The sequence below is a fragment of the Flavobacterium wongokense genome (assembly GCF_021608265.1).
Taxonomy (GTDB): domain Bacteria; phylum Bacteroidota; class Bacteroidia; order Flavobacteriales; family Flavobacteriaceae; genus Flavobacterium; species Flavobacterium wongokense.
Map to the genome: position 1 here is coordinate 1 of NZ_JAKIHP010000008.1, position 24,616 is coordinate 24,616.

Consider the following 24,616-nt stretch of genomic DNA (forward strand, 5'->3'; position numbering starts at 1 on the left):
AAGGGTAATCCTGTACTCTGTTAAGCCACTATTTATAAGAACTTTTAGAATTTTTCCAGAAATGCTTTTGTCTTCATTTGGACAAAAAATGCATTTTTTTCAAAGGTAAAAAATATTTTTAAATATGTAATTTTCGTTGCTTTCCATTTTTATAATTATCCTATATTGCAATAGTTTTTTAAAAATTTATGATTGTGAAGAATACTGGCACATATTGGTTTTTGGGTTTGGTGATTATTTTGTCATTTTTATCTTTTCAGGAACCGGAACTTAAAAAAAGGATTACCGATACAGACTATAAATATGAGTTTTATGTAACCGACAATGAACCCGGATTAAAATCAGACCGAATGTATTACTGGTTTAAAGGCGGAGCCATTCACAATTCTGAAAATGGAATATCGGGGCAATTGTTGAATAATTCATTTGAGAAATTTTACCTGAATAACCAATTGGCGGAAAAAGGACGATTTGAATCCGGACTGAAAGTAGGATTATGGAGAACCTGGTATCCGAATGGCGTACTGGAATCTACCCAAAACTGGGGCAATGGCCGAAAAAAGGGCATGTATAATTTTTATAGCGATAGAGCTGTCCTCATTGAGAAGGGAAGATACAGTGCCGGAAAAAAACAGGGTCAGTGGATTAACTTCATTTCCAAAGACACAATTACATACATTGATGACAAGATTAAAGTCCTAAGCAAGGAAGAACTGGCAAGGGAAGCCAAAAGAAAAGAAAACAAAGCTAAGAGAAAGCTAAAAAGGGAAGAGAAAAAAGCGCTAAAGAAACAAGCCAAACCTGAAGATGAAAAGCAATCTGGAAAAGATAAAAATACGATAAAAGGCACTCCTTCGAAATCGGGGAAAGAAGCGGCCAAACAGAATAGTGCTAAGTCGGGCACTTCCAACAAACCGGATTCAAAACCAAAGAAAGATAATTTCTTTAAGAGATTGTTTTCCAAAAAGGAAAAATCAAATGGTAAAAGCTCATAGTTTATTATATGCAGTTTACGTTTGCCTTATAGTCTCAATAATCTGTGGAGCATTGTTGTATTATTCCAATCTTTACAACATGCTCAATCAGTTTTACAACAGTAGGGAAGAGCTATACCTTCAAAACCAATCTGCATTAAACTATGCTTTGTCCAATGGCAATATCGAAGACGGTCTGACTGACCCTGGAACAGGAATCACCACTGGTTTCGAGTTGAAAACCCATGGATTGCTGAATCTTATTGTTGTAAAAAGCTGTTTGAAAAACGATACCATAACTTCAGCTCACATTATCGGGCATCATACGGCATGGGAAACCGCATTATTTGTGACGAATCTTTCAAACAGTTTATCTTATTCGGGAAACGTTAAGTTGATAGGCAGTAAAATGCTGCCTAATTTATTCATCGAGGAAAAAAATATCAGTAGTTTGCCCAATACATTAATTTCGAGTGGAACGATTAAATTGTCTGGAACCAAATTGCCCGAAATAAACCCCGACTTTCAAAAAGTATTCGAAAATAATGTCCAACAAAAAGTCGGTTTGAATGATTTGGAAAAAAATAGCGATGCTGTTTACTTCAACTCTTTTTTGAATAAAACAACCCAAGTGCAATTGTCTTCTCCAACATTGCAGGATATCAGTATCAAAGGGAATTTTGTTTTATATGAGAAAGATTCCATAGTGGTTAGCGAGAACAATGTACTGGAAGATGTTATCCTAAAAGCTCCCATAATCCGGATTAAAAAAGGATTTAAAGGAAGCATTCAGGCTTTTGCCCAAGAAAAGATTGTGGTCGAAGACAATGTTACGCTTTCCTATCCTTCTGTTTTGTCAATCTACAATTCAGAAAGTAAGAGCGAAATCATAATAAATGAGAATTCAAAAATTTATGGAGGAGTCGTGCTTTTTGGCACATCTTTTTTCAAAATAGAAGAGAATAAAATTATTGTAAAGGCAAAATCATTGATTACAGGTGATGTTTACTGTACGGGCAGCCTCATGCTGAACGGAAGTGTGTATGGCTCCGTTTATACCAATAAGTTTTTTAATAGAACAGCAACTGGGGCTTATGAAGATTGCATCGTAAACGCAGAAATTGACATCACAAAAAAACCGGATTATTTTATTTCAATACCATTATTTAAAACCAAGGATGAATCTTATGGTGTGTTTAAGAAAGTATTATAAACTTCCGGCCAATTCCATACTCGAATCGGTAATTGCTTTGTGTATCATTGCGGTTTGCCTGTATGTGGCCGTAATGGTCTATGCGACAGTATTTACACCAAAAACAGCTCCCAGGTTTTACAATTCAAGGAATAAGGTTGCAGAAATGTATTATATGGCACAGGTTAATCCTGATTCGATTACACAAATGCAAAAAGAAAACACGACCATAAAACAGGAATGGATTAATACCAACCTGCAGCAGGTAAATTTGGAATACAAGGACAGTTCAGGTGTAGTAATTAAAAGCAACTTTTTTGTTCAGAATGCTAATCAATAACGATAAAAATACCGTAAAAGCTTTTTCAGTTTTAGAAGCAGCCTTCAGCATGGTAATCACTGCGATTGTCATCGGTTTGGTTTTTGTCGTTTTCACGATACTTTCCGAAAGAATGCTCGATTTTAAGAAGCAAAACCAGTTTGTAGCCGACATGAACCGGTTGACTTATGCATTAAACAAGGATATTTTTGACAATGAGGCAATGGCTGTAAATGAGGAAGGAATTATGTTTACGGGTTACTCTGGCAATAAAGTGAGGTATTTGCGTAATGAAGAATATACAATAAGGGAAAAAGACGGTTTTTTGGATACTTTTCAAATCCCAATGAAAAATTTCATTGTAGATACATTACAAAACAAAAGCAAAAAAGTAACCTTTCAGCGGCTTAGGATTAACATTGATGTCAATAAACAGCCAATGGATTTAAGGTTTTTCAAAAAAGTATATGCCAATCAATTAATTGAAAAAGAGAAATAGTATGGGAATTGATTTAGCCAAATATAAAAATGCCTCCACCGATAAGAAGGAATTCAGTTTCGAGATAAAATCAGCCAATTTTGCCAAGAAGCTCTCCGATAAGAAAAAGGAAGTGTTCTACAGGGAATTGGGAATGCTCTTGAAATCAGGTGTTGATTTTAAGAAAGCATTGGAAATTCTAAGCCATCAGGCCAAATCAAAGCTGGAGCAAAGCATCATTTTAGACATAAAGGAAAAAGTGGTTTCGGGTAAAAGCATCTGCGAAGCAATGATCAGCACCAACCAGTTTTCAGCTTATGAATATTACAGCATCCAGATTGGAGAAGAAACCAGAAAGCTTGAAGAAGTCCTTGCCGAACTGCAGAAGTTCTTCAACAGGAAAATACAAATGCGCCGCCAGATTATTTCGGTACTGACTTATCCAAGCATCGTGATGCTGGTTACGATTTCGGTTTTGTATTTTATGCTCAACAAAGTAGTGCCCATGTTCAGTTCGGTTTTCAAACAATTTGGAAGTGAACTTCCCAAAAGTACCCAAATGATTATCAGGATTTCAAACCATTCAGGGGCAATTTTCCTGTGTTTGTTCATTTTCATAATTGGGCTTATTGCTTTTCACTACGTTTTTAAGGAAAAGGAAGCTTATCGGGATTTTACCTCCAAAATGGTTTTGAAAATACCTTATTTTGGAAACCTTATCCGGAAGATATATGTTTCCCGTTTCTGCCAGTCAATGAACTTATTGACGAGTTCCAAAACTTCGCTGATCACATCGTTGTCGTTAACCTCAAAAATGATTGGTTTTTATCCAATAGAAAAGTCGATTGAAAGCATCAAGGCCGATGTAACCAAAGGAGTTTCATTGAGCGACAGCTTAAAAAAACACAGCGTGTATGAAAATAAAATGATATCAATGATTGAGGTTGCCGAACAGGTAAACCAGTTGGATGTTATGTTCGAAAGGCTTACAGAACAATACAATGAGGAAATAAACCATCAAACGAAAATGATAGGTGTGATTTTGGAACCGATGATTATTATTTTCATTGGCGTAATAGTAGGTGTAATCATGGTATCGATGTATGCGCCAATGTTTGATTTGAGTAAGATTATCAAAAATTAAAGTTATCAAGAAAACTTGTAGGAAATAAAAAAAAATCTTTAATTAGAACACTAATTAGCAACAACCAAAGAATGATGAAAAGGGTAGCAGTAAAACTCCAAAATTACCTAAAAAAAGGAATGGTCAGGGCGTATTCCATGACTGAAATATTGATTGTATTGTGCATCATCGGAATTATCCTTTTGATGGTACTTCCAAATCAGACAGCAGTCATAAGCCAGGCAAAATCGATTGAGGCACAGGCAATGCTCAATCAGGTATACGGACTTGAAAAAAGCCAGTTTTACCGCTTTTCAAAATACTCCAATAATTTAGAGGAAATTGGCTTTGAACAGGAAGTTACAGTTGATGAAGGAGGACAGGCTGTTTATAAAGTCGAAATAGTTGAAGCTTCCAATGATTCTTTCGTTGCAAGGGCAACCGCTGTTTCCGATCTTGACGGTGACGGAGCCTTTAATACCTGGGAAATCAACGATAAAAAAATACTAACCGAAGTAACAAAGGAATAAATTGGATTTTATTGTTCTCGGATTATTATTGTGCCTGATTGTTGTGCTGTTCCAGGATTTAAAATTTAGAAGAATCCACATTATTTTACCGGCACTTATTTTTGTTTTCTCTGTAGTGTTGTTCAACAGGAATCCGGGAATCAATTACACGATTTATGTTGCGAACATGATCTTTTTTTTATTGATAATTACAATCTTAACCTTATATATGAGCCTAAAAAACAAAAAGTTCCTGAATCCCTTTGCCAATTATTTTGGCCTTGGTGATTTGCTTTTTTTTATAGGTATCACGCCTTTATTCCTGACGTATAATTTCATTCTTTTTTTTATACTGTCGATGATTTTTTCAATTGGACTGCAATTGGCCTTTCAAAAGAAAATGAAGGAAAAGACGATTCCGCTTGCTGGTTTTTCAGCACTACTGTTACTATTATTCATGCTCAAGGATGTTTTGCTCAGCTATCCTAAAATGACCGTTTTATAAACTATGCAGGAAATCAGCATTACATCAGAACACCAACATGTCATTTCAAGTGATTTAGCCAATCATTATAAAATTGTGCCCAAAATTGCCGATGAGAGCAGCATCACTTTTTTTGTAGACAACGCCCATAACACCAAGGATTCTATAGAAGAACTCGAATTGTTGTTGGGAAAGGAAGTTGTTTTCCTGCCATTTGACAGCAGCGAAATTGAAAAAGCACTTTCGTTGTATTATAGAAAAGACAGGGCAGCAACCGTTTCAAAATCGCTGAACATTGATAAAAGCGATTTCCTGGAAAACCTGCTTTACGAAGCAAAATCATTGAAAAGCAGTGACATCCATTTTGAAATTTATGAGTTGGATGCCCGTATCAGGTTCAGGATTGACGGCCAGCTTATCGAACGTTACAAGGTTGATAGGGATAATTATTTAGAGCTGATCAATAAGGTAAAAATTAAGGCAAAACTGAACATCACTGAAAAGCGATTGCCACAGGATGGAAGGATTACCAATGAAACTTTTGATATCAGGGTTTCCATACTGCCGACTCTTTTTGGAGAAAAAATCGTGATGCGTCTGCTGGGCAATGATGCCTCCAACATCGATTTGAATACGCTTGGCATGGACGGTGAAGAACTCCGTCATTACCTTGAAGCCATCAAAAAACCCAATGGCATTATCCTGATTAGCGGACCAACAGGTTCTGGGAAAACAACGACCTTGTACGCCACATTAAAATTGCTCAACGACTCTGTCCGCAATATTGTTACTGTTGAAGATCCAATCGAATATACACTCAAGGGAATCAACCAGGTACAGCTTAAGGAAGATATCGGATTGACATTTGCTTCGGCATTGCGTTCGTTCCTGCGCCAGGATCCGGATATTATCATGCTTGGGGAAATCAGGGATTCAGAAACTGCGATGATGGCCATAAGGGCATCGCTGACAGGGCATTTGGTATTATCAACCATACACACGAATTCGGCTGTAGGAACCATTGCCCGATTGATTGATATGGGAATTCCATCGTACCTGATTGCCGAAACCTTAAACATTTCGGTTGCCCAACGATTAATCAGGAAACTTTGCACGCATTGCAAACAGACTGCCGATTTTAGGGCTGAGGATTTTCCAACAAGTTTCCAGCTGCCTTATCCTATCGACAAATTATACAAACCAGTTGGGTGCAATAAATGTTACCATACGGGTTATAGCGGAAGGAAAGCGATTTATGAGATGTTAAACATCGATTTTAAAACGGCCGGACTTATAAAAAACAATGAAGTAAACAGCATATTCAACGAAGAGGCAGATCATAAGACCTTGCCGGAAAGAGCTTTTGACATCCTTTCAAACGGAGAAACATCGCTTGAAGAAATTTATTCAATTTTAATTAATGTTTGATAATGATAAATAAAATTATATACGCAGTCATTGGGTTTTTTATGGTTACACTTTCGTATGGCCAGGACTATGCTGAGATTAACAGAAAGTTTGATGATTTTTCTAAGATCAAGAAAGGATTGAATGATGTGATGAAAACTGACGTTTCGGGCGTGACCTTATATGATTTTATCAATTCAATAGCACAGGAACATCAGCTGAATGTTAGTGTTGACAGTAATTTGAATGATCCTGTTGTCAACAGTTTTTTTGATGTGACTGTAAAGGATGTGTTTACTTTTTTGGTTCAGAAATATGATTTGGATGTTGATTTTGTGAACAATATCATCATGTTCAAAAAACATAAGGAAGTAAAAATCATCCCTAAAAAAGTAGCCAAAGTCATTGATGTGACTTACAATAAGGAGAACGATTTCCTTTCAGTCAAACTAGAGAATGATTCGATCCCCAATGTGGTTCAGGCAATCATAGACAAATCGGGGAAGAATATCATTATGGCTCCGGACATCAAAAACCAAAAGGTATCGGCTTACATCCTGAACCGCCCTTTTGACCAGGTTATAGAAATGATGGCAAAATCGAACAGCCTTTCTGCTACCAAAGATGAAAATGGATTTTACCTGTTGGAGAAAAATAATCAGCCAGCACTTACAAATGTTGCTGACAAAACTACGAACCCAAAAAACAAAGCTCAAAAAACAACGTCTGATACTCCAGGTTTTTTTCAGGTAGACCTTAACAAGTCGGGCTTTTTAGATGTAAAGGCGAATGTTGCCGATGCAACCAGTTTGATTGAAGAAGCTGCGGATAAGCTCAAAATCAATTACTTCTTTTACAACAAACCCGAAAATGAGAAAACATCGCTTCAGGTTGATAACCTGACTTTTGACGACTTATTGGAAAATATCTTTAAAGGAAAGAAGTATGCCTTCAAAAAACAAAATGGCTATTATTTAATTGGAGAACAGGTTACAGAAGGTTTAAGGGCAACCGAAATCATCCAGTTGGAAAACAGGTCTATTGAATCGGTTTTAGGTGCATTGCCAAGGGTTTTTTCTGAAAAACTTGAAATCAAGGAATTTGTTGAGCTTAATGGATTGATAGTTTCCGGACCCAAAACAACAGTAGATGAACTGCGGGTTTACATCAAGCAGATTGACAAAGTGGTGCCGATGGTTCAAATTGAGGTAATGATTGTCCAGTATAATAAATCATACGATATCCAAACCGGAATCAAGGCTGGGATTGACAAAAGCAACATTAAACCTACCAGTGGTGTTTTATTCCCAACAGCCGATGTCAATCTTAATGGTAGTTCTGTAAATAACCTGATTGATGCGTTCAACGGACTTGGATTGATAAAACTTGGTAAAGTAACGGAAGCATTTTATTTGAATCTTCAGGCACTTGAGAACAATTCGATTATCAAAATAGAATCAACCCCAAAAATTGCGACCATCAGCGGGCATGAAGCAAAACTTGCTATTGGGGAAACAAGCTATTATTTTGAACAGACCAATCAGTTAATCAACAGCGGAATCAACAATAACATCCTGCAGTCGGGTTCCTGGAAATCTACTGATGCCAATTTGAGTGTGTCCATAAAACCTTTTGTTTCAACAGATGAAAATGTCACGCTAAATATTTCAGTTGAAAAAAGCTCATTCCTGGCAAGGGCAGGAGCAACAGCGCCTCCAGGAAAAGCAACACAAAAATTTGAATCTTTGGTAAGGGTCAAAAATAACGAGATGATATTATTGGGCGGATTGGATGAACTGCAAAAGGAAAATTCAGGATCAGGAGTGCCATTAATATCAAGGATACCAATCATAAAATGGTTTTTCAGCAGCAGGAAGAAATCAAAAAGTAATTCGAAACTCCATATTTTCATTAAACCAACAGTAGTTTACTAATGGACTTTTTACTGAATAAAATAGTAAAATTTGATACGCTCAATCTCATCGGGGTTTTTCGAGGGAGTGAGGGTGATTCGTATTTCCTATTGAAGGTAAAAAAGAAGAAGACAACCCTTGATATTGTTGAGAACCTTGCTTTTGATTCCGTCGAAGAGTTAAAATCTAAACTGGACAACAAACTTCCAACAATCCTTTTGCTTGATGGGAAAGGAGTTTTGAATAAAAAGATTGATTTAAAAAATGAGGCAGACACCGAATGGTTGAAAAACCTTGACTATAAATCAATACATTACACCAGTTACACCACTTCGGACCATCAGTTCCTGAGTTTTTGCAGGCATACCATTTTGGAAGAACTTATCGAAGTTTTCCATAAAAATGAAATCCAGATTATCGATTTTTATATTGGCGGCTTAACAGCTGTTTTGGTTAATGAACTGCTGGATAAAAGCAGGCTGTTGTCCAATGAAACATTCCTCGAGTTTGATCATAATGTTTTAAGCGGCATTGCCAAACCCGACCCTGAAAAGAAAACAGAGAATTATACAGTTGGGACTCATTCAGTATCAAACTTCCATCTTCCGTTATATGGTGCAGCCATAAATTTTTATGTCAGCCAGAATTCCATTGCCAAAAGCAATACAGGCTTAATAGATACGGAAGAGCTTATTTATAAGAAAGGTTTTGAGAAAATGGGAGTATTTATTTTGGTGGGTTTCTTTTGCCTGCTTTTGGGCAGTTATGGACTGACACAATACCTGAATTACAGCAATGCCGGATTATACCTTGAAAACAGTTATAACAGCAAAACCTATACAGTCATTAATAATCTGCAGCTTCAAAAGGATAAAAAATTAAAGATTCTTGCCGAAACCGGATTTTCATCAAAGAAGTTTATCTCATTCTATTGTTACGAATTGACAAAATCAATTCCCGGAGCCATAAATCTTTCTTTTATGGAAATCTATCCATTACAAAAAGAAATCAAAAAAACAGAAAGGGTTGCATTTGATTATAAAATCATCCTGTTAAAAGGGCATACAGGCAATGAAACTGTATTCAATGATTGGATTGATGCATTGAAAAATGAAAAATGGCTCCAAAAGCTTGAGATTGTTTCGATTAAAAGAGACAAAAAAAATATCTCCTATTTTGAATTAAAAATTACAATAAAGGATGTTTAACCAGTATAGCTACAAACTCAAATTTAAGTTCCTGATCGTATTTTTTATAATACTGTCTGTAGCTGCATACAAAAGATCATTTAGTAATTTGATTTTATTGTATAAGGAAAACAGCACGCTTAGAGAGAAAAAAGGAGTAATGAAAAACCAGGCACCCAATGTGAACGCATTGACTGTGCAGGTTGCAGGATTGGATAAATTAATAGGGAAGGAAGGGGTTGAAAAAGAGAAAATCCAACAGGAAATCATCGCCTTTTTAGTCAAAAACAGTTCCGGGGTTTCCATCAATGATTTACAGCCAATCCATAATTTCACCTACGACGATTACCAGGTTTATACCTATCAGATTGATTTAACAGGCAGTTATAATGAGTTATTGGACATCACCTACAAATTTGAAAGGCAGTTCGAATATTCAAAAATAATCAGCCTTGCATTTTATACAGACAAGAAGAATTCCAAAACAGAAATTTTACATTTAAAACTAATATTCCAAAACTATGAAAGCAATAAGTAAAATAATCATCGCACTGGGTTTTATCTCCCTATTTTCATGTGAAGATATTATTGAGGAAGATATCACCAATGATACCGTAATCATCGTTTCTCCCCAGAACAATCAGGATATTTACAGCAATGTAGTTAATTTTCAATGGAACGAACTTGATGGCGCCGACAAATACCGCGTTCAGGTTTATTCCAATTCGAGTGTAATAGTTGATTCGCTGGTTTCCCAAAACCATTTGAGCATGCCAATGACGGCAGGTGATTACCAATGGCGCATAAGAGGAGAGAATTTTGCCTATAATTCCAACTATACTTTTAATTACAATTTTTCTGTGATTGCAACGACAGACCTGACCAATCAGCAGACGATACTGAATAGTCCGAGCGATAATTTTTATACCAACAATGCCAATGTGATTTTAAACTGGCAAAGCTTAGCAGCTGCGAGTACTTATAGTTTTGAATTGATTAATGTTACCAATGGTGAGTCTATTGTAAATCAGCAGTCCAATCTAACGGCAACTTCGCTTACCCTAAACAGTACCATTTTAGCCAATGATGCTCAGTATAAATGGAAAATAAAGGCAGTAAACACTACAAGCCAGACTGCATTTTCGTTCCGGAATTTTTATCTTGACCGAAGCAATCCGAACACGCCAACAAACACACTGCCTGCAACTGATGCTACCTATAACGCCAATCAGCAGATTAATTTTTCTTGGGGAATCCCAGCTGATGTTGGAACCATTCAATCGACTATATCTTATGTAATCGAGTTTTCCAATAACATAAATTTCACCTCAATACTACAGTCGTCCAATGCAACTACAGCGAGCTTCCAACAATCTTTCGCTACAAGCGGAGATTATTATTGGAGGGTAAAAGCCAAGGATTTGGCAGGCAACACAGGATTGTACAGCACTCCGTTTAGATTTACGATAAATTAGAACTCCGTTTTTAGATGAAAAAGAAACTAAATATTGTCTTATTACTTCTCGTGCTTTGTTTATGGGGCGCAGTGATTTATAAATATGTCAATCAATATTTTTCTAAAAATGAACCAGTATCGTACGTCAATACTGCTAACTATTCGACTAAAACTGAAATCGTAAAGAAAGATACTTTCGAATTAAACAGAATAGCCAGAGACCCATTTTTGGGAGGTTATGCCAGTGTGGTAAAATCGAACAATTCTAATAGTGTCCGACGAGTTTTTCCAAGGAGAGAAGTAAAAAAAGAACCGCTAAAAGTTAATATCAGCAGGTTTCCAAATGTTCAATATTTCGGCTTTATAAAAGCCATAGATAAAACATCACAGGAGATGATACTGTTGGGTGTTGATGGTAAATTCCTAAGACTGCATTTGAATCAGGATAGCGATGGTTTAAAAGTAACAGCATTGAATAAGGATTCGATTAAAGTGAATTACAATAAGGAAACCAAATGGATTCCCAAACGAAAAAAATCATTTTAGGTTCCAATTGAAGTCCGTAACTTTATGATTTAATTGAAGATATATGAAGCGCGGGATACTATTGGGCGCCTTATTTTTGATGGGTTGTAATGATACTACTCCCAAGATTGATATTATAATCAAGCTTCCTAAAAAACTATCTGAAGTATCGGGAATCCAAATCCAAAAAAGCAGTGATGCTATTTTTGTAATTGAAGATAGCGGCAACGGGAATTATTTGTATGAAGTTGGCTTAAATGACAAAAAACAAAGGAAAATAGCCATTGAAGCTGAAAATACAGATTGGGAAGATTTGGCATCAGACAAGGATGGAAACCTATATTTGGGCGATTTTGGCAATAACGGCAATAAACGGCAGGACTTGTGCATTTACAAAATCAACGCATCCTTATTACAGGAAGAGACCATTAAACCCGATTATAAAGTCTCCTTTTATTATCCTGAGCAGACAGCATTCCCGCCATCTAAAAAAGAATTGTTGTATGACTGTGAAGCTTTCTTTGAGTTAAAAGGATTCTTCTATCTTTTTACCAAAAACAGAAGCAAAGATTTTGACGGGACAACCCTGATTTATAAAATCCCCAACAAAGAAGGCAATCATCCGGCACAATTATTAGGCCGATACAAAACCGGAGAGGATTTCAATAATTCTGCTATTACAGGCGCTGCAATCAGTCCTGATGGTTCAAGATTTGCCCTGCTTAGCCACAGTAGGATTTGGTTGTTTTCTGAATTTAACGGTGATGATTTTTTGAAAGGGAAAATTGAACGATTGGAGTTGGATCATTACTCCCAAAAAGAAGCGGTGAGCTTTAAGGATGAAAACACACTTTTAATTGCCGATGAAAAAGACAAATCGACTGGTGGTAACATTTATCAGTTCGATTTACGGAATTTAAAAGCCAAACCCTAAGCCAAAGGCAATACGGGCTTTATCAATCTCGCTTTTGAAATACGTGAGCCTTGCGGTGATAACGCCAACGCCATTCAGCCACAAACCACCGCCATAGGAACGGTGCCAAGTATTGGAATCTTCATTTGGAAACCAAACCCTTCCATAATCAAATCCGCCCAAAATCCCATAGGACATTGGCAGCAAACTTCCTTTGATTTTTCCTAAGCTCAATCGGATGTCGTTACTATTAAAAAAGGACTGCTTTCCTAAAAAGCGTTCGTTCCTAAAACCCCTCAAGTCGTAATCTCCACCCAAAACAGCGCCCTGATAAAACTCGAAATTGTCATTTGTGATGGCTTTTCCCTTAAAAAGGCTTGCCAGCACCAGCTTTCCTTTTTTATCTATTTTGTAATTAAAATTCCATTTGGCTTCCAATTCGGAAAAGTTTCGTTCCGGTTGATTCAGATTCATTTTCCAGCCTGCAGCTATTAAAAATCCCATCCCCAAAGTTGGATTTGAAGCATTGTCATAATTTTCAAAACTGAACTGCAATCTTCCACCGGCAAATTGCTGATAATCGAAAATATCAGGATTTACGATGCCTGGCAGATTGATAAAACGGCCATTGGTTTGCTCCACTTCAATGTTTTCAAAAGATCCCTTAAACTGGATTTCGCTACCGTATTTTCCAACCAATTTCAAAACAGGCTCTACTTTTACCATCTGGATTTTTACCCTGTTGTAATCCATTCCAAAATCTTCATCATCGTTGACAGTTTCGTTACCATAGCCAAAATAGTTAATGGCAAAATTTGGGCTGGTAAAACGGGTTTCAATGTCAAAATCCCATTGACCGAGCAGTTTTGGGAATTTGCCCGAATAATTCAGCTCAAAGCCGTTGGTGGCAAAATAGTAAAACGCCTTAAAAGTATGTTTTTGGGTGTAAGGGTTTTGTTTGAAACCATAGCGGGTATAATTTAGCATTCCGCCAATCTTTACACCATCATCGGGATTGTAACCAATGGCTGGCAAGCCTGTCCAGGCATTGAATCTTGGTTTTTTGTAATCATAAAGATTGGTTTCATAATCGTCAGTCAGGATTTTTTTGGCTTTGTGATCTAAATCAAAAGTGTTTTTCTTTGATTTGAAATCGTAAACGACAATGTTATTGCCATTTTGAACCGTATAATTATCATGGTTCTGGCCACCAATCAACCGAATTTTAAGAGTCGATTTCTCGTTTCCGGTTACAATAAAACTATCGTCCTCATCCAAGCCATAAATCCAAACCTCATTGGTTAATTTGCCAGAAATAGTCCTGGTTTGGACCAACTTTTCCTCTTCCTTTTTTAACCGGTATTGTTTTATTTCGGTTTGATTTCCCGATTTGCGTGTAATTTCGAATTTATCCTTTTCTTCAGTTCCAACAATGACAATTGTTTTCTGAAGCACTTTATAATATTCTTTGGCGTATTCCTGTAAATCCTTTTTCCGTATTTTCAATTTCGCTATAATGCTTTCCATGGTTCCGTCCTGCATTTCCTTTGGCAGGTTTTTGAAAGCTGCTGCAATAGCTGCTTCCGATAGATTATCCTGAATGAATTTGGCCTCGGTAACCCAATCGGTTTCGTCAGTTGTTTTCAGGAATGTAATATCCAATGGATAGGGTTCTCGGTTAAACCATTTTAAATTGCCGATTTTTTCCTTAAAAGTCTGCATGTGCCTCAAATCGGGGATGTTCATGACGATTGCCAATAGAGCGCCGTCATATTTGGCGAAAGCCTGGTCTCTGTCACGTGGAATCGGCCTATAAACGGTTTGCTCCCCTTCCTTATACTCACCCCAGCGCCATTGGTCAAAATGCCGGTCCCAATCGCCAATCAGCATGTCAAATAAACGTGCCCTGATATATCCTTTTTCATCTATGCGTTTCTTTTCATTTTTATGGAGCATTTCGAGTACTTCGCTGGTGCTGACAATCGCATCGGGTTTCCCAAAAGATTGGAGCTCTTTTTGGGAATCGGTTGGACGCTCTTCTATCATGTATAATTCGTCACCAAAATCATCATTGAATTTTCCTAAGGAGTTTTGTTTCGGAACATAATAGAGTTGGGGATTGCTATGGCTGATGCCTATATTATCGGCCAGACTACCTACTACAAATGGCGTGTAGGGATGGGAAGTGGTGTAAAAATCGAGTAGAAAGTTTTCGGCATAGGTATCTTCAAACTGCTTCTCAACATACTGGTCCTTAAAAGCCACCGACTGTAAAAAACGTGAAGCACTTTTTTTTAAGGCACGCATCACGTATTCCTTGCCTTCATTGTTTTTCAATCGCAGCGATTTGGACTGGTGACCGCCACCAGCCTGCAAGGGTTTCAATCCACCAAAGAGAGTGTCAAGGCTGACTGTTCTGGCTTCAATTGGAGTACTGTAATAATCCTTGTAATGACTGCCCAAAAACCAATTGTGAAACATGCTTTTCTGCGTCATTTCCTTGGTATAAACAGAAGCTGAAATTGTTTTTGGAAATAGGTTTGGATAATTATTTTCTGAAGTTTTGACTTTTTTGTTGATTGAAGTCTGCCATAACAATTTTTCCGAACGGTTTTCAATGCCAAAAAAACGAATGGATATTTCCTGGTTTTTGTCTACCGTAAGTTCAGTATATCCATTGCCGCCATACGAAAAATCGTTTTTGCCGATTGCTCGGGCTGCCTCACTTTTCGAACCGGCACCACTAATGATCTGAGTGATATTATTTACCTCTAAATATTGTAAATTATGATCGTGGCCGGCAACTACAATAACATTATCCTGTCCCTGAAGCAAAGCGGTTATCCTTTTTCTGTAAGCCTGGTATACCTTGTTCTGTAAATCCTGAGTGCTTATTCCGGAAGTCTTCCTTATGAAATTCAGTGCACTGCCTACTATTGGCAAAGGAAAATTACTTTCAAGTGGGAAAAGTTGTTTTTTCCAGGAAAATTGACCGCCATGCGAACCATTACTGAACAACGGATGATGCAGCGCTATGATTTTAATTTTGTCCTGGTTTTTGTTTAATATGCTCTCCAGTTCTTCAAAAAAAGCTTCACGGGTTTTAATCGAACAATCATCATTTATTTTAGGGCTTTTCTCCCAATCTTCTAAAAACCATTGGCTGTCAATGACAATCAGGGTAATGTTTTTGTTGATTTTAATTTCCTCAATGGCGCAATTATCTTTCGGCTGGAAAGCATCCTTATTTAAATAGGCCGTGACTGTTTTGGTCTCCGCTTTCAGCCCTTCAATGCCACTATACCAATCATGGTTTCCGGGAATGAATATGGTTCTGCCTTTGAATTTTTTGGCAACTTCCAGTTGGCGGTTTATTTTTTTTACTGCCGATTCATACTCAGGATTCTTGGGGTCAGCGGGCATTCCAACAGGGTAAATATTATCACCCAGAAAAATCAGTGTGCTGTTGCTGTCTGCCTTTTCAAGCCTTTGCCTTAAATTCGAAAGCGTAGCGTTAGTAACACTGTCTCCTGCATTGCCTGCGTCACCAATCAGGTAAAACGTATGGTCCTCATTTATATTGCCGGTATCAATCTGGGTAATTGATTTATTGCTATTTTTGTTATATTGTATTTTGTGTGTCGCGCAGGATTGCAACAAGGCAAAGAGAAATATTACAGATGTAAGTTTATAATATTTTCTTGTATTTGTGCTCATACAAAACAATTTCATAACTCAGATTTTATTTTTGCAAATGACTATTATAGATCAGGCTGAAGATTTTGTCCAAAAACTATTCAAAGATAAGTTATCTGGTTCATTTTTGTATCATAATTTTAAGCATACTTCATCTGTAGTCAATGCTGTAAAAACGATAGCAACAGCACAATCAGTCACCGAAAATGAAATGGAATTGTTGCTTCTGGCTGCCTGGTTCCATGATGCGGGGTATACTTGTGGTTGTGAAAATCATGAAGCAGCGGGTATCGAAATTGCTGAAAAATTCCTCAAAGAACAAAATTATGAAGCAGCTAAGATTGACCAAATTATGGCTCTGATTAACGCAACCAGAAAAGACTACATCCCGGTTAATTTGTTGGAAAAAATCATCCACGATGCAGATTACTATCATTTTGCTTCCAAGGAATACATAAGCGTTTCGGATTTTTTACGTGAAGAACTGAAAATGACGATGAAAATGGAATTCTCTGATTTGGATTGGGCAAAAGGGAATTTGAATTTCCTTCAAAACCAGCATCAGTTTTTTAGCGAATATGCCTTGTTTCACTGGCAGCCTAAAAAGGAAAAGAACATTCAAAAGATTTTAAAAAGGATTGACGCATTAGAAAATGAAACTATGGAAACAACAACTAAAACAAAAAAGCAGAAAGAGAAGGAGGAAAAACCCGACCGAAGCATTGATACCATGTTCAAAATCACACTTACGAACCACATTCGACTGAGTGAAATTGCCGACAGCAAAGCCAATATTTTATTGTCGGTGAATGCGATTATTATTTCCATAGCGCTTTCTACCATTGTGCCCAAACTGGACAGTCCGGGAAACGCACACCTGGTTATCCCAACATTCATTATGGTTTTTTTTAGTGTAATCAGCATCATTTTTGCCATTCTCTCGACAAAACCAAAAGTGACTTCGGGCAAATTTACGCGTCAGGACATCGAGGATAAAAAAGTGAACCTGTTGTTCTTTGGGAATTTCTTTAAGATGCCTTATGATGAGTATCAATGGGCGGTAAATGAATTGTTGAAGGACAGGGAATACCTTCACAATTCGATGACAAAGGATTTGTATTACCTTGGTTTGGTTTTGGAGCGAAAATACCGTTTGCTGCGCATTACCTATAATATCTTTATGATTGGAATCATTGTTTCGGTAATCGCTTTTGTACTTGCTTTCAGATCGGCACCCATTTAATGTTTCTGATGCACCACCTTGACCCGGATTCCTTTTAGGCCCGAAACTCCCTGAAGTTCCTCAACTTCGAATTGTTCGACTTTTGGCTCCAGGATTTCCTTAAACTGTAAATATTTGATATAATCCATGTATTCCCTTTCTTCATGCGAATGGGAATAAATGATGGTAATCTTTTCCTTTTCGGTAATCCTTTCACGGGTGCCTTTGATAAATGCCTTATCAATACGTTTTTTCACCACTTCATAACGGGCATTATAGGTTCCGTCAACATCAAACCGTTTTTCGTCCATTCGGAAACGGATGGAAATAGGCGAACTGAAAACCAAAATGAGCGAAGTAACATCAAGGGTGTAGGGTAATGAGCCTTTCAATTCGTGGTGTTCCAATTCCATTTCGCAGAGCGTCTGAAGCTGCCAGAGCCTCAAATTATTCAGATAGATTTTGTCAAAAGATTTTTCCGGAGCTATCGATGCACCAATATAAAGATTATGTTCTACGCCATCGGTTTTAAAACGCTCGTAATAATGCGGGAATATTTTCTGGGCTTCCAACTGCTTTTCATCCAAAACGGTAGCTAATCTTTTATTGACTTTACTCAGGGCATTATCAAATTTTTTGCGTGCGTGGTAAAACATGCCGGTCTTTTCATCAATTTTTTTAAAATACTTCTCAATGGCATCTTTGCTTTGCTCAATATCGGCATTGCTATGGATAATGGGATGGATTTCGGACTCAACATAACGTTGAATGATTTGTTCGGTATCTGCTTTTAGTGGAGCATCCAACTGTGTGAGAAAGGAGTGGAGCTCAAATTTTCGCTGTTGCAAAATCATTAGGTTCGCCTGTGATTCCATACTTTCAATGATGGCGATCAATGTCTCCAATTGAATTCTTAAATCCTGGACAACACTTTCATTGCGGTGTTCGGATGAACCTTTTACGTCAATTTGGCCAAACAAAGGATACACTTCCTTAAATACAATTTCCTTAAAAATATAATCCTTGGACTGATTGGCAATTAGCGTGCGGATATATTTTTGGGCTTCACGGCGGAATTTCCAATAAACACTCGAATGGATTGCGGTGTATTCCTTTTGGATAACGGCTTCAATCTGGTTTTGTAAATCGAGCCTGTAACGGCTTAAAGTGTCGGTTAGATAAGGCAGTATCAATTCGAGTTTATTGGCATTGATGCTGTTGAGTACCCTTGTTTTTTCTGAAGCCAATTCGAAAATGCCCAATATTTCATCACCTTTGATGACAGGAGCCAAAATACAGCTTTTAATATTTTGTTGTTTCAAATGACTGCCCAATGCTTCATTTCCTTTTTTGGCTGAAAAGATATCTACATCTGAAACGATGAAAATTTGCTTTTCCTTTATGACCGCATCAAAAAAACTATTGTAGAGTTTGCCCGAACATTCTGCCTCCTCACATTCACTTAAGATAAAACTATGGATGTTCCTGGCATCAACATTGGGACGTATGAATTTTTTGTCCTCTGGTTCATAGATGGTCAGGCCAATCCTTAAATCGGGAATTCGGAATATCGAACGGAATATCGACTGAAAGTCTTCAGCCAGCTCTTCATTTTTGGTATCAGTAGCTTTTAAGAGGTTTGTTTTGAGGGTCGACACCGAACTTTCGGTGGTGGTATCAAAAAGCTGTACGATTCCGAAGCCTTTTAAAATCCAACTTTTTAATGGAAACTTTTCTTTCCAGAGTTCAAAATCGTCATAATTATCAATCAGCAATACGATATCTTCCTCAGTAAGTGGTATTGCTTTTTCAGTCGGGATGATTTCAATAAAATCGGCATTATACAAAATGCGGTAGTGCTTCATGATTCCGGAACCATCGGGAATGTCATAAAACAGTGGATTGTTGAATTCGATATTCTGCTTATAATGCGCATTTAATATCAGGCAGCAACTCATAATGTAAAAACGCTCGTCATCAAAATCCCTGATGTTCATATCAAAGGCAACCCCGGCATCTTTCAAAATGTTCTTAAAACGTTGGGTATAATTGAAGGTAACGTTGTGGAAAGGAATGGCGACAGCTTTGATTTCGTTATGCGTTAAGGCCGTTGGAAACAAATCGGCCAGCAGGTTCCTGATTAATTCCTCATGCTCATTTATAACTGATAAGTCTACAATTCCGGTCCTGAATTCGGGCAGACGCTCTACTTCCTTTAGTAAAGCCATAGCATAATTAACCCGATAATCAACATTGGAAGCCGCAATCTGTTCCAGTGTTTCAATCAGTTTGTGGAATGAAATCTGGGCGATAAATGGAGTTTCAGTCTGTTCTAAGTTGCTTTTCATTTTGGTTTTTCTTCCCTGCAATTCTACCGATAAATATAGTCAATATTTGAGAAAAGGCAAAAAGGAAAATTTTTTGCGCAATTACTAAATGGTCAAATCAATTCATTCAAATTTCCGTACTTTTATGATAGATTTTAAATTTATGCTCGATATAGTTATAGAATCCAGGAATGCTGCCATCAGTGAATCGATGAAAGTAAAGCGAATCCTTCCGTTCAGGACACACAGGATGGTTGGCCCTTTTATTTTTATGGATCATGCCGGACCAGTATTGAATGTCCCTCCAATAGTTTCAACCTTAGATGTTTTACCACATCCCCATATTGGATTGTCAACTGTAAGCTATCTTTTTGGAGGCCAGGTTACGCATCGTGATAGTTTAGGTGTAGAGCAAATCATTCGCCCTGGCGAAGTAAACTGGATGACAGCCGGAAGCGGCATTTCACATTCCGAAAGGTTCGAAGATCCTTCGGTATTGGCCGGAGGAAAATTAGAAATGATACAAACCTGGGTGGCACTCCCGGAAAAGGACGAAGAAGCAGCGCCATCATTTACAAATTACAAACCCGAACAGTTGCCAATATATACCGATACCGGTGTGTGGATGAGGCTTATAGCAGGGAATGCATACGGACTTAAGAACGATGTAAAAACCAATTCACCTTTATTCTATCTTCATGTAGTTTTACAGAAAGGAGCAAGGTTTGGCCTTCCTAAAGAACACAGTGAACGCTCGATTTATATTGTAAAAGGCAGTGTTGAAGTTTCAGGAGTAAATTATCCTGAGGGACTTATGCTGGTATTTTCTAAGGGTGTCGATCCAATGATTATTGCAAATGAGGATACTATCTTAATGATGCTTGGCGGTGAACCACTTGGGGATCGTTACATCTGGTGGAATTTTGTTTCATCAAGAAAGGAACGGATTGAACAGGCAAAAGAGGACTGGAAACAGGGACGCATCATTTTACCTCCCAACGACAATAAGGAATTTGTGCCACTACCAGATGAGAACTCCAAACCCGCTGGTGGACCGCCAAAACCGGAACCTCTTTCTTGAAAAAATAAGCTTTTATTTGTACTGCCTTGGTTTGTGTGGAATTTTTATCCTTAAAAACATAAAAATTATAACAAATCAACTCCCGGCTAAAGTATTATTTAAGAACTTTACATGCACAATTGACAAGCTGAATTCCGATGATCCAAAAGAAGTATTATTTTTCGACTATTCTATTGTCATTACTTTTCCCATTGTTTGCCCAAACCAAACAACAACAAAAGTTAGACAGTTTGGAAACCGTCTTGTTTTCCTTTGAAGCGAATGACACTTTGCGCATCGTAAAATCCGGCATTTATATCTACAAAAATACATCATCAGACAGTCAAAAATTTAAAGTCCTGCAAAGGATTTCGGAAGCTTATTTTCGCACCAATGCCATCAACAAATCAATTGATTATTCATTCAAGGCAAAGGAAATTGCTGAGAAGATTGCAGACCCTGAGCGAATGGCCACGGCTTATGGAACGATAGCCAATCAATATTCTTTTCTGAACCTAACGGATAAAGCACGATACTATTTAGGCCTGGCAATGCAGCAAATTGAAAAATTACCACAAGGAGATAAAATGTACCGCCTGAAAGCTTTGAGTTACCTTGAGTTAGGGAATCTTGACTTTAATAATAAAAATTACAAAGCAGCAAATAAAAATTATAAAAACGCTTTGCATCAATTTGAACTTGTAAAAGAAACCAACAAAAAACACATTTACAATTACCGAAGATCGCTTTACAACATCGGGAATTCCTATTATTATCTTAACCAGCCTGATTCGGCTGAGGTTTATTTGCAAAAAGCGCTAAAAATTAAAGACACTGAAAACCGTAATTTGAACTATTATATTTATTCAACCCTTTCAGAAGTCTATACCTTAAGGGGCAATCACCGTCAAGCCATCTCGACTTTACAATCCATTTTAAAAGATCCGGATTTCAATATCACTTCCCTAAGGTTGGAAATTTATTTAAATCTTTCGAGGAATTATCAGAAAATTGGCGACAAGGCGAATTATACTTTATACAACGAAAAGCACCTTTCATTGAGGGATACGCTTGAAGACCATGACCTAAAAGCAATAGATACTGCTTTTAAGATGGAGCAAAAAGATCTTTCTGAATCTATTTTGAAGACGGAACAATACAATCAGTGGCTTGTGTTGGGAATTCTTTTAATGGTAATTACAAGTGGTTCAATATTTTTCTATTTGCATAAGAAGAAAAGGGAAAAACATCTGAAGTACCTATCTGTCATAGAAAAATTAAAGCGGCCGATGGCATTTTCGATTGAAACGCAGATCGAAAAAGAAATTGAAGTAAAAACCAATTATTCGGTGCCGTCGTTTGTGGAAGAAGATATTTTAATAGGTCTGCAAAAATTCGAAGAGGAGGAAAAATTTCGCAATCCCAAACTCAATGTTTCGATGCTTGCCTTATCCTTGAATACGAATCCGACCTATCTTTCTGCAGTTATAAAGGAACATAAAGACAAGAATTTCAATAATTACATCAATGAATTGCGCATCCGTTATATCTGCCATAAAATACACACGCAGCGCGAATACGCAAACTACAAAATAAGTTATCTGGCCGAAGACTGCGGATTTACATCGCATAGTACATTCTCTACAATTTTTAAGAAAGTGACGGGTATTGCTCCTTCAGTATTTTTAAGCTATGAAGACGAACAGCATTCAAAAAAAGGAAGCTAACGCTAAATAACCCCATTTAGACATCTTTTTATCTTTTAAAATATCAAATTTTAAAAGACATCTGAAAAATTGCATTAGCCCGCTTTTGTAATTTTACACCCATCAATTAAAAAAAAACTCATGAAAAAAAAATTATTTACTTTCTTATTGGTTGGGGTTGCGGGTTTATCATTCGGACAAGGACCATGCTCATTTGGAACCACTTCGGATAGTTCTTCGGGCGCAGAAAACATTACTACAGGCGGATTATATGAATACGCAGGAGCAGCTGATTTTGATGTTCCCTTTGGTACGACCTTTACCGCAAATAGTATGACTTTCAACTTGACAAAAGGCCTGGCATCCATTCCTTATCTGAATGTTTCTTTGAGAAACGAACAAAACGGACTTCCCGGCGATGCAATAATGACTTTTGACGCTTTGGTTCCGACGAGCCAGGTTTTTCTTTATGATATTCCAGATGTTAGCATGGGTTGCTATGCCGTAACTGTTAATTTACCATCTTTTGTGACTTTGGAAAAAGGGAAATACTTTGTGCAGTTAACTGCTGCTGCCGGTGATGATGTGCCTGTAGGTTGGGAAATCACACTTGAAGACCAAACGTATGGCGTGTTTGATTATTTTAGATTTGAAAATGAACCATGGGAGGAACAGGTTATTATAATAAGGTTTTTCAGGTAATAGGAACCTGTACAGATTCGGGTGAAGTGCAACCTGATTATGGGGATGCATGCCAACAGGAAAATTTGACCGAAGGATTTCAAACTGCGGCGTCTTTCCTTTCTCCGGGAGGCGTTATTTGTGTTGCAGATGATTTTGTAGTAGAACCTAACACAAGTTTTCACCTGACCAAGTTTACGATGCACACGTTGCTTCTTGGAGGTGGTTTGCACAACGCTACAATTAATATCAGAAGTGCAGTAGATGGTGCGCCTGGCCCAATCTTACATTCTTTCGTTAACAAAGGACCAGCAACAGAAGATTATAATGGTTACTGGCCTTTCCCGGGAATGCCTTTTGATGTTGTTTCGGTATTTATCACCTTTTCCTGGGAAAATGCACCTATAGAATTGAGCGAAGGTAATTATTTCATCGAAGTAATCCCGACACCTTATTCAACAGATTTCCTTACTTGGGAAGCTACTTCACAACCCGCAATTGGATTTGACAGTTATTCCTCTTTTGATATGGGAGCTACTTGGGAAGAGCATCCAGGATACAATCTGGTTTTTAGTGTAGAAGGGTATTGTGACTCTACTCTTGATACACAAACACATGAACAGACAACTATCAAATACTTTCCAAATCCTGTCAAAGATGTATTGCAATTCACCACTGAGGAACAAATCAAAAACGTCACTATTTACAATATGGAAGGCCGTGAGATAATTGGTTATACCGTTTCCGGAAATACTATTGATATGCAAAGACTTGCAACAGGAATTTATATGGTTAAAGTACAGCTGGACAATGGCAATTCTGATGTAATAAAAATTGTTAAGGAATAAACATTAATTCAAATTCTATCCATTAAAAAAACCGCCAAATATTGGCGGTTTTTTTTTTGGTTTGTATTACGGATTGAGATGAGCTACTCAGTTGGATTTGGAACAGGCAGGTTTGGCCCGCGCATTTAATTCGGGATTACCTTCGGTGAGCCCTAAAGGGTATCCTGAGCAAGGAAAAACTACGGCTGTTGCACAGCCTTATTTTTTTATTTCCCAAAAGCACTCAAAAGTAAACTTTTGGCACTTTTAGAAAATAAAAAAACCGATTAGGAAACTAATCGGTTTTTCTTTGCGGAGAAAGAGGGATTCGAACCCCCGGACCTGTTACAGTCAACAGTTTTCAAGACTGCCGCAATCGACCACTCTGCCATTTCTCCAATAAGTCGGGCATCAATTTCTCAATGCGGTTGCAAATATAGCAACCTTTTTCGTTTTGCAAAAAGATTTTGACTAAAATATCAAGTTATTTTTTTGCCAAAAAGCTATTTGTTTCACGGACTGCTCTTTACTGAGGTTGGTTGAACACTTTTACAATTTAAAATTCTAAATTAGCATGACCGAGTCGCATGAGATTAAATAATTTAACTATACAAGTT

General features: G+C 37.4%; 21 protein-coding genes and 1 tRNA gene. 19 read left to right on the forward strand and 3 right to left on the reverse strand.

Annotated elements, in window-relative coordinates; all coding sequences use genetic code 11:
* Positions 1 to 194 precede the first annotated feature (194 nt).
* The 14 genes from L1S31_RS13785 (at position 195) to L1S31_RS13850 (ending at position 12,501) form a co-directional block, all read left to right on the forward strand.
* Positions 195 to 995, forward strand: a complete 801-nt coding sequence (locus tag L1S31_RS13785) for a toxin-antitoxin system YwqK family antitoxin (RefSeq protein WP_236465353.1) — start codon at positions 195 to 197, stop codon at positions 993 to 995.
* The gene (locus tag L1S31_RS13790) at positions 979 to 2,187 is read left to right on the forward strand and encodes a hypothetical protein (protein WP_236465354.1); all 1,209 of its coding nucleotides are present in this window, start codon (positions 979 to 981) and stop codon (positions 2,185 to 2,187) included. The genes L1S31_RS13785 and L1S31_RS13790 overlap by 17 nt, the downstream gene beginning before the upstream one ends.
* A complete protein-coding gene (locus tag L1S31_RS13795) occupies positions 2,162 to 2,506 on the forward strand; it encodes a hypothetical protein (RefSeq protein WP_236465355.1) in 345 nt (114 codons plus the stop codon). The genes L1S31_RS13790 and L1S31_RS13795 overlap by 26 nt, the downstream gene beginning before the upstream one ends.
* A complete protein-coding gene (locus tag L1S31_RS13800; protein ID WP_236465356.1) occupies positions 2,484 to 2,984 on the forward strand; it encodes a hypothetical protein in 501 nt (166 codons plus the stop codon). Before L1S31_RS13795 ends, L1S31_RS13800 begins: the two co-directional genes overlap by 23 nt.
* A gap of 1 nt (position 2,985) precedes the next feature.
* The gene (locus tag L1S31_RS13805; RefSeq protein ID WP_236465357.1) at positions 2,986 to 4,107 is read left to right on the forward strand and encodes a type II secretion system F family protein; all 1,122 of its coding nucleotides are present in this window, start codon (positions 2,986 to 2,988) and stop codon (positions 4,105 to 4,107) included.
* 71 nt (positions 4,108 to 4,178) lie between these two features.
* Positions 4,179 to 4,616, forward strand: coding sequence for a type IV pilin protein (locus L1S31_RS13810; protein ID WP_236465358.1), 438 nt, complete (start codon positions 4,179 to 4,181; stop codon positions 4,614 to 4,616).
* Position 4,617: 1 nt separating this feature from the next.
* Positions 4,618 to 5,100 (forward strand): hypothetical protein, encoded by a 483-nt coding sequence (locus tag L1S31_RS13815; RefSeq protein WP_236465359.1) that lies wholly within the window; start codon positions 4,618 to 4,620, stop codon positions 5,098 to 5,100.
* A 3-nt stretch (positions 5,101 to 5,103) separates the two neighbouring features.
* Complete coding sequence (locus L1S31_RS13820; RefSeq protein ID WP_236465360.1) at positions 5,104 to 6,507, forward strand: GspE/PulE family protein; 1,404 nt, start codon at positions 5,104 to 5,106, stop codon at positions 6,505 to 6,507.
* Between the two features lie 2 nt (positions 6,508 to 6,509).
* Complete coding sequence (locus L1S31_RS13825; RefSeq protein WP_236465361.1) at positions 6,510 to 8,420, forward strand: type II secretion system protein GspD; 1,911 nt, start codon at positions 6,510 to 6,512, stop codon at positions 8,418 to 8,420.
* Positions 8,420 to 9,607 (forward strand): PilN family protein, encoded by a 1,188-nt coding sequence (locus L1S31_RS13830; protein WP_236465362.1) that lies wholly within the window; start codon positions 8,420 to 8,422, stop codon positions 9,605 to 9,607. The genes L1S31_RS13825 and L1S31_RS13830 overlap by 1 nt, the downstream gene beginning before the upstream one ends.
* Positions 9,600 to 10,124, forward strand: coding sequence for a hypothetical protein (locus L1S31_RS13835; protein ID WP_236465364.1), 525 nt, complete (start codon positions 9,600 to 9,602; stop codon positions 10,122 to 10,124). The genes L1S31_RS13830 and L1S31_RS13835 overlap by 8 nt, the downstream gene beginning before the upstream one ends.
* A complete protein-coding gene (locus L1S31_RS13840; protein WP_236465365.1) occupies positions 10,108 to 11,061 on the forward strand; it encodes a hypothetical protein in 954 nt (317 codons plus the stop codon). Before L1S31_RS13835 ends, L1S31_RS13840 begins: the two co-directional genes overlap by 17 nt.
* A gap of 14 nt (positions 11,062 to 11,075) precedes the next feature.
* Positions 11,076 to 11,588: a hypothetical protein gene (locus L1S31_RS13845; RefSeq protein ID WP_236465366.1), complete on the forward strand. Its 513-nt coding sequence runs from the start codon at positions 11,076 to 11,078 to the stop codon at positions 11,586 to 11,588.
* A gap of 43 nt (positions 11,589 to 11,631) precedes the next feature.
* Positions 11,632 to 12,501, forward strand: a complete 870-nt coding sequence (locus L1S31_RS13850; protein WP_236465367.1) for a hypothetical protein — start codon at positions 11,632 to 11,634, stop codon at positions 12,499 to 12,501.
* Here the strand turns inward: L1S31_RS13850 and L1S31_RS13855 are convergent.
* Entirely contained in the window at positions 12,484 to 16,197 is a 3,714-nt protein-coding gene (locus L1S31_RS13855; RefSeq protein ID WP_236465368.1) for a metallophosphoesterase, read from the reverse strand. The genes L1S31_RS13850 and L1S31_RS13855 overlap by 18 nt on opposite strands.
* 37 nt (positions 16,198 to 16,234) lie before the next feature.
* Between L1S31_RS13855 and L1S31_RS13860 the strand changes: the two genes are divergently transcribed.
* Complete coding sequence (locus L1S31_RS13860; protein WP_236465369.1) at positions 16,235 to 17,419, forward strand: Pycsar system effector family protein; 1,185 nt, start codon at positions 16,235 to 16,237, stop codon at positions 17,417 to 17,419.
* Here L1S31_RS13860 and L1S31_RS13865 read toward each other — a convergent pair.
* Positions 17,416 to 19,746 carry a GAF domain-containing protein gene (locus L1S31_RS13865; RefSeq protein WP_236465370.1) on the reverse strand — a complete coding sequence of 777 codons (2,331 nt, stop codon included), beginning with the start codon at positions 19,744 to 19,746 and terminating at the stop codon, positions 17,416 to 17,418. The two genes, L1S31_RS13860 and L1S31_RS13865, sit on opposite strands and share 4 nt — an antisense overlap.
* A 124-nt stretch (positions 19,747 to 19,870) precedes the next feature.
* Here L1S31_RS13865 and L1S31_RS13870 point away from each other — a divergent pair, with 124 nt between their 5' ends.
* The 4 genes from L1S31_RS13870 to L1S31_RS13885 all read left to right on the forward strand — a co-directional run bounded on the left by L1S31_RS13870 (position 19,871) and on the right by L1S31_RS13885 (position 24,020).
* The gene (locus L1S31_RS13870; RefSeq protein ID WP_236465371.1) at positions 19,871 to 20,806 is read left to right on the forward strand and encodes a pirin family protein; all 936 of its coding nucleotides are present in this window, start codon (positions 19,871 to 19,873) and stop codon (positions 20,804 to 20,806) included.
* A 137-nt stretch (positions 20,807 to 20,943) separates the two neighbouring features.
* Positions 20,944 to 22,512, forward strand: a complete 1,569-nt coding sequence (locus L1S31_RS13875; RefSeq protein ID WP_236465372.1) for a helix-turn-helix domain-containing protein — start codon at positions 20,944 to 20,946, stop codon at positions 22,510 to 22,512.
* 120 nt (positions 22,513 to 22,632) lie between these two features.
* The gene (locus tag L1S31_RS13880) at positions 22,633 to 23,193 is read left to right on the forward strand and encodes a hypothetical protein (protein WP_236465373.1); all 561 of its coding nucleotides are present in this window, start codon (positions 22,633 to 22,635) and stop codon (positions 23,191 to 23,193) included.
* Positions 23,154 to 24,020, forward strand: a complete 867-nt coding sequence (locus L1S31_RS13885) for a T9SS type A sorting domain-containing protein (RefSeq protein ID WP_236465374.1) — start codon at positions 23,154 to 23,156, stop codon at positions 24,018 to 24,020. The genes L1S31_RS13880 and L1S31_RS13885 overlap by 40 nt, the downstream gene beginning before the upstream one ends.
* Positions 24,021 to 24,312: 292 nt before the next feature.
* On the opposite strand, the gene L1S31_RS13890 is transcribed toward L1S31_RS13885, so the two are convergent.
* A tRNA-Ser gene (locus L1S31_RS13890) sits at positions 24,313 to 24,397 on the reverse strand.
* Positions 24,398 to 24,616: the final 219 nt, after the last annotated feature.

What these genes read in the sequence shown, in the direction of transcription:
- L1S31_RS13830 (WP_236465362.1), top strand. Translation starts at nt 8,420, where the DNA reads ATGGACTTTTTACTGAATAAAATAGTAAAATTTGATACGCTCAATCTC.
- L1S31_RS13855 (WP_236465368.1), bottom strand. Translation starts at nt 16,197, where the DNA reads ATGAGCACAAATACAAGAAAATATTATAAACTTACATCTGTAATATTT.
- L1S31_RS13805 (WP_236465357.1), top strand. Translation starts at nt 2,986, where the DNA reads ATGGGAATTGATTTAGCCAAATATAAAAATGCCTCCACCGATAAGAAG.
- L1S31_RS13840 (WP_236465365.1), top strand. Translation starts at nt 10,108, where the DNA reads ATGAAAGCAATAAGTAAAATAATCATCGCACTGGGTTTTATCTCCCTA.
- L1S31_RS13835 (WP_236465364.1), top strand. Translation starts at nt 9,600, where the DNA reads ATGTTTAACCAGTATAGCTACAAACTCAAATTTAAGTTCCTGATCGTA.
- L1S31_RS13875 (WP_236465372.1), top strand. Translation starts at nt 20,944, where the DNA reads ATGATCCAAAAGAAGTATTATTTTTCGACTATTCTATTGTCATTACTT.
- L1S31_RS13885 (WP_236465374.1), top strand. Translation starts at nt 23,154, where the DNA reads ATGGGAGGAACAGGTTATTATAATAAGGTTTTTCAGGTAATAGGAACC.
- L1S31_RS13820 (WP_236465360.1), top strand. Translation starts at nt 5,104, where the DNA reads ATGCAGGAAATCAGCATTACATCAGAACACCAACATGTCATTTCAAGT.
- L1S31_RS13870 (WP_236465371.1), top strand. Translation starts at nt 19,871, where the DNA reads ATGATAGATTTTAAATTTATGCTCGATATAGTTATAGAATCCAGGAAT.
- L1S31_RS13850 (WP_236465367.1), top strand. Translation starts at nt 11,632, where the DNA reads ATGAAGCGCGGGATACTATTGGGCGCCTTATTTTTGATGGGTTGTAAT.
- L1S31_RS13880 (WP_236465373.1), top strand. Translation starts at nt 22,633, where the DNA reads ATGAAAAAAAAATTATTTACTTTCTTATTGGTTGGGGTTGCGGGTTTA.
- L1S31_RS13795 (WP_236465355.1), top strand. Translation starts at nt 2,162, where the DNA reads ATGGTGTGTTTAAGAAAGTATTATAAACTTCCGGCCAATTCCATACTC.
- L1S31_RS13790 (WP_236465354.1), top strand. Translation starts at nt 979, where the DNA reads ATGGTAAAAGCTCATAGTTTATTATATGCAGTTTACGTTTGCCTTATA.
- L1S31_RS13845 (WP_236465366.1), top strand. Translation starts at nt 11,076, where the DNA reads ATGAAAAAGAAACTAAATATTGTCTTATTACTTCTCGTGCTTTGTTTA.
- L1S31_RS13825 (WP_236465361.1), top strand. Translation starts at nt 6,510, where the DNA reads ATGATAAATAAAATTATATACGCAGTCATTGGGTTTTTTATGGTTACA.
- L1S31_RS13810 (WP_236465358.1), top strand. Translation starts at nt 4,179, where the DNA reads ATGATGAAAAGGGTAGCAGTAAAACTCCAAAATTACCTAAAAAAAGGA.
- L1S31_RS13865 (WP_236465370.1), bottom strand. Translation starts at nt 19,746, where the DNA reads ATGAAAAGCAACTTAGAACAGACTGAAACTCCATTTATCGCCCAGATT.
- L1S31_RS13860 (WP_236465369.1), top strand. Translation starts at nt 16,235, where the DNA reads ATGACTATTATAGATCAGGCTGAAGATTTTGTCCAAAAACTATTCAAA.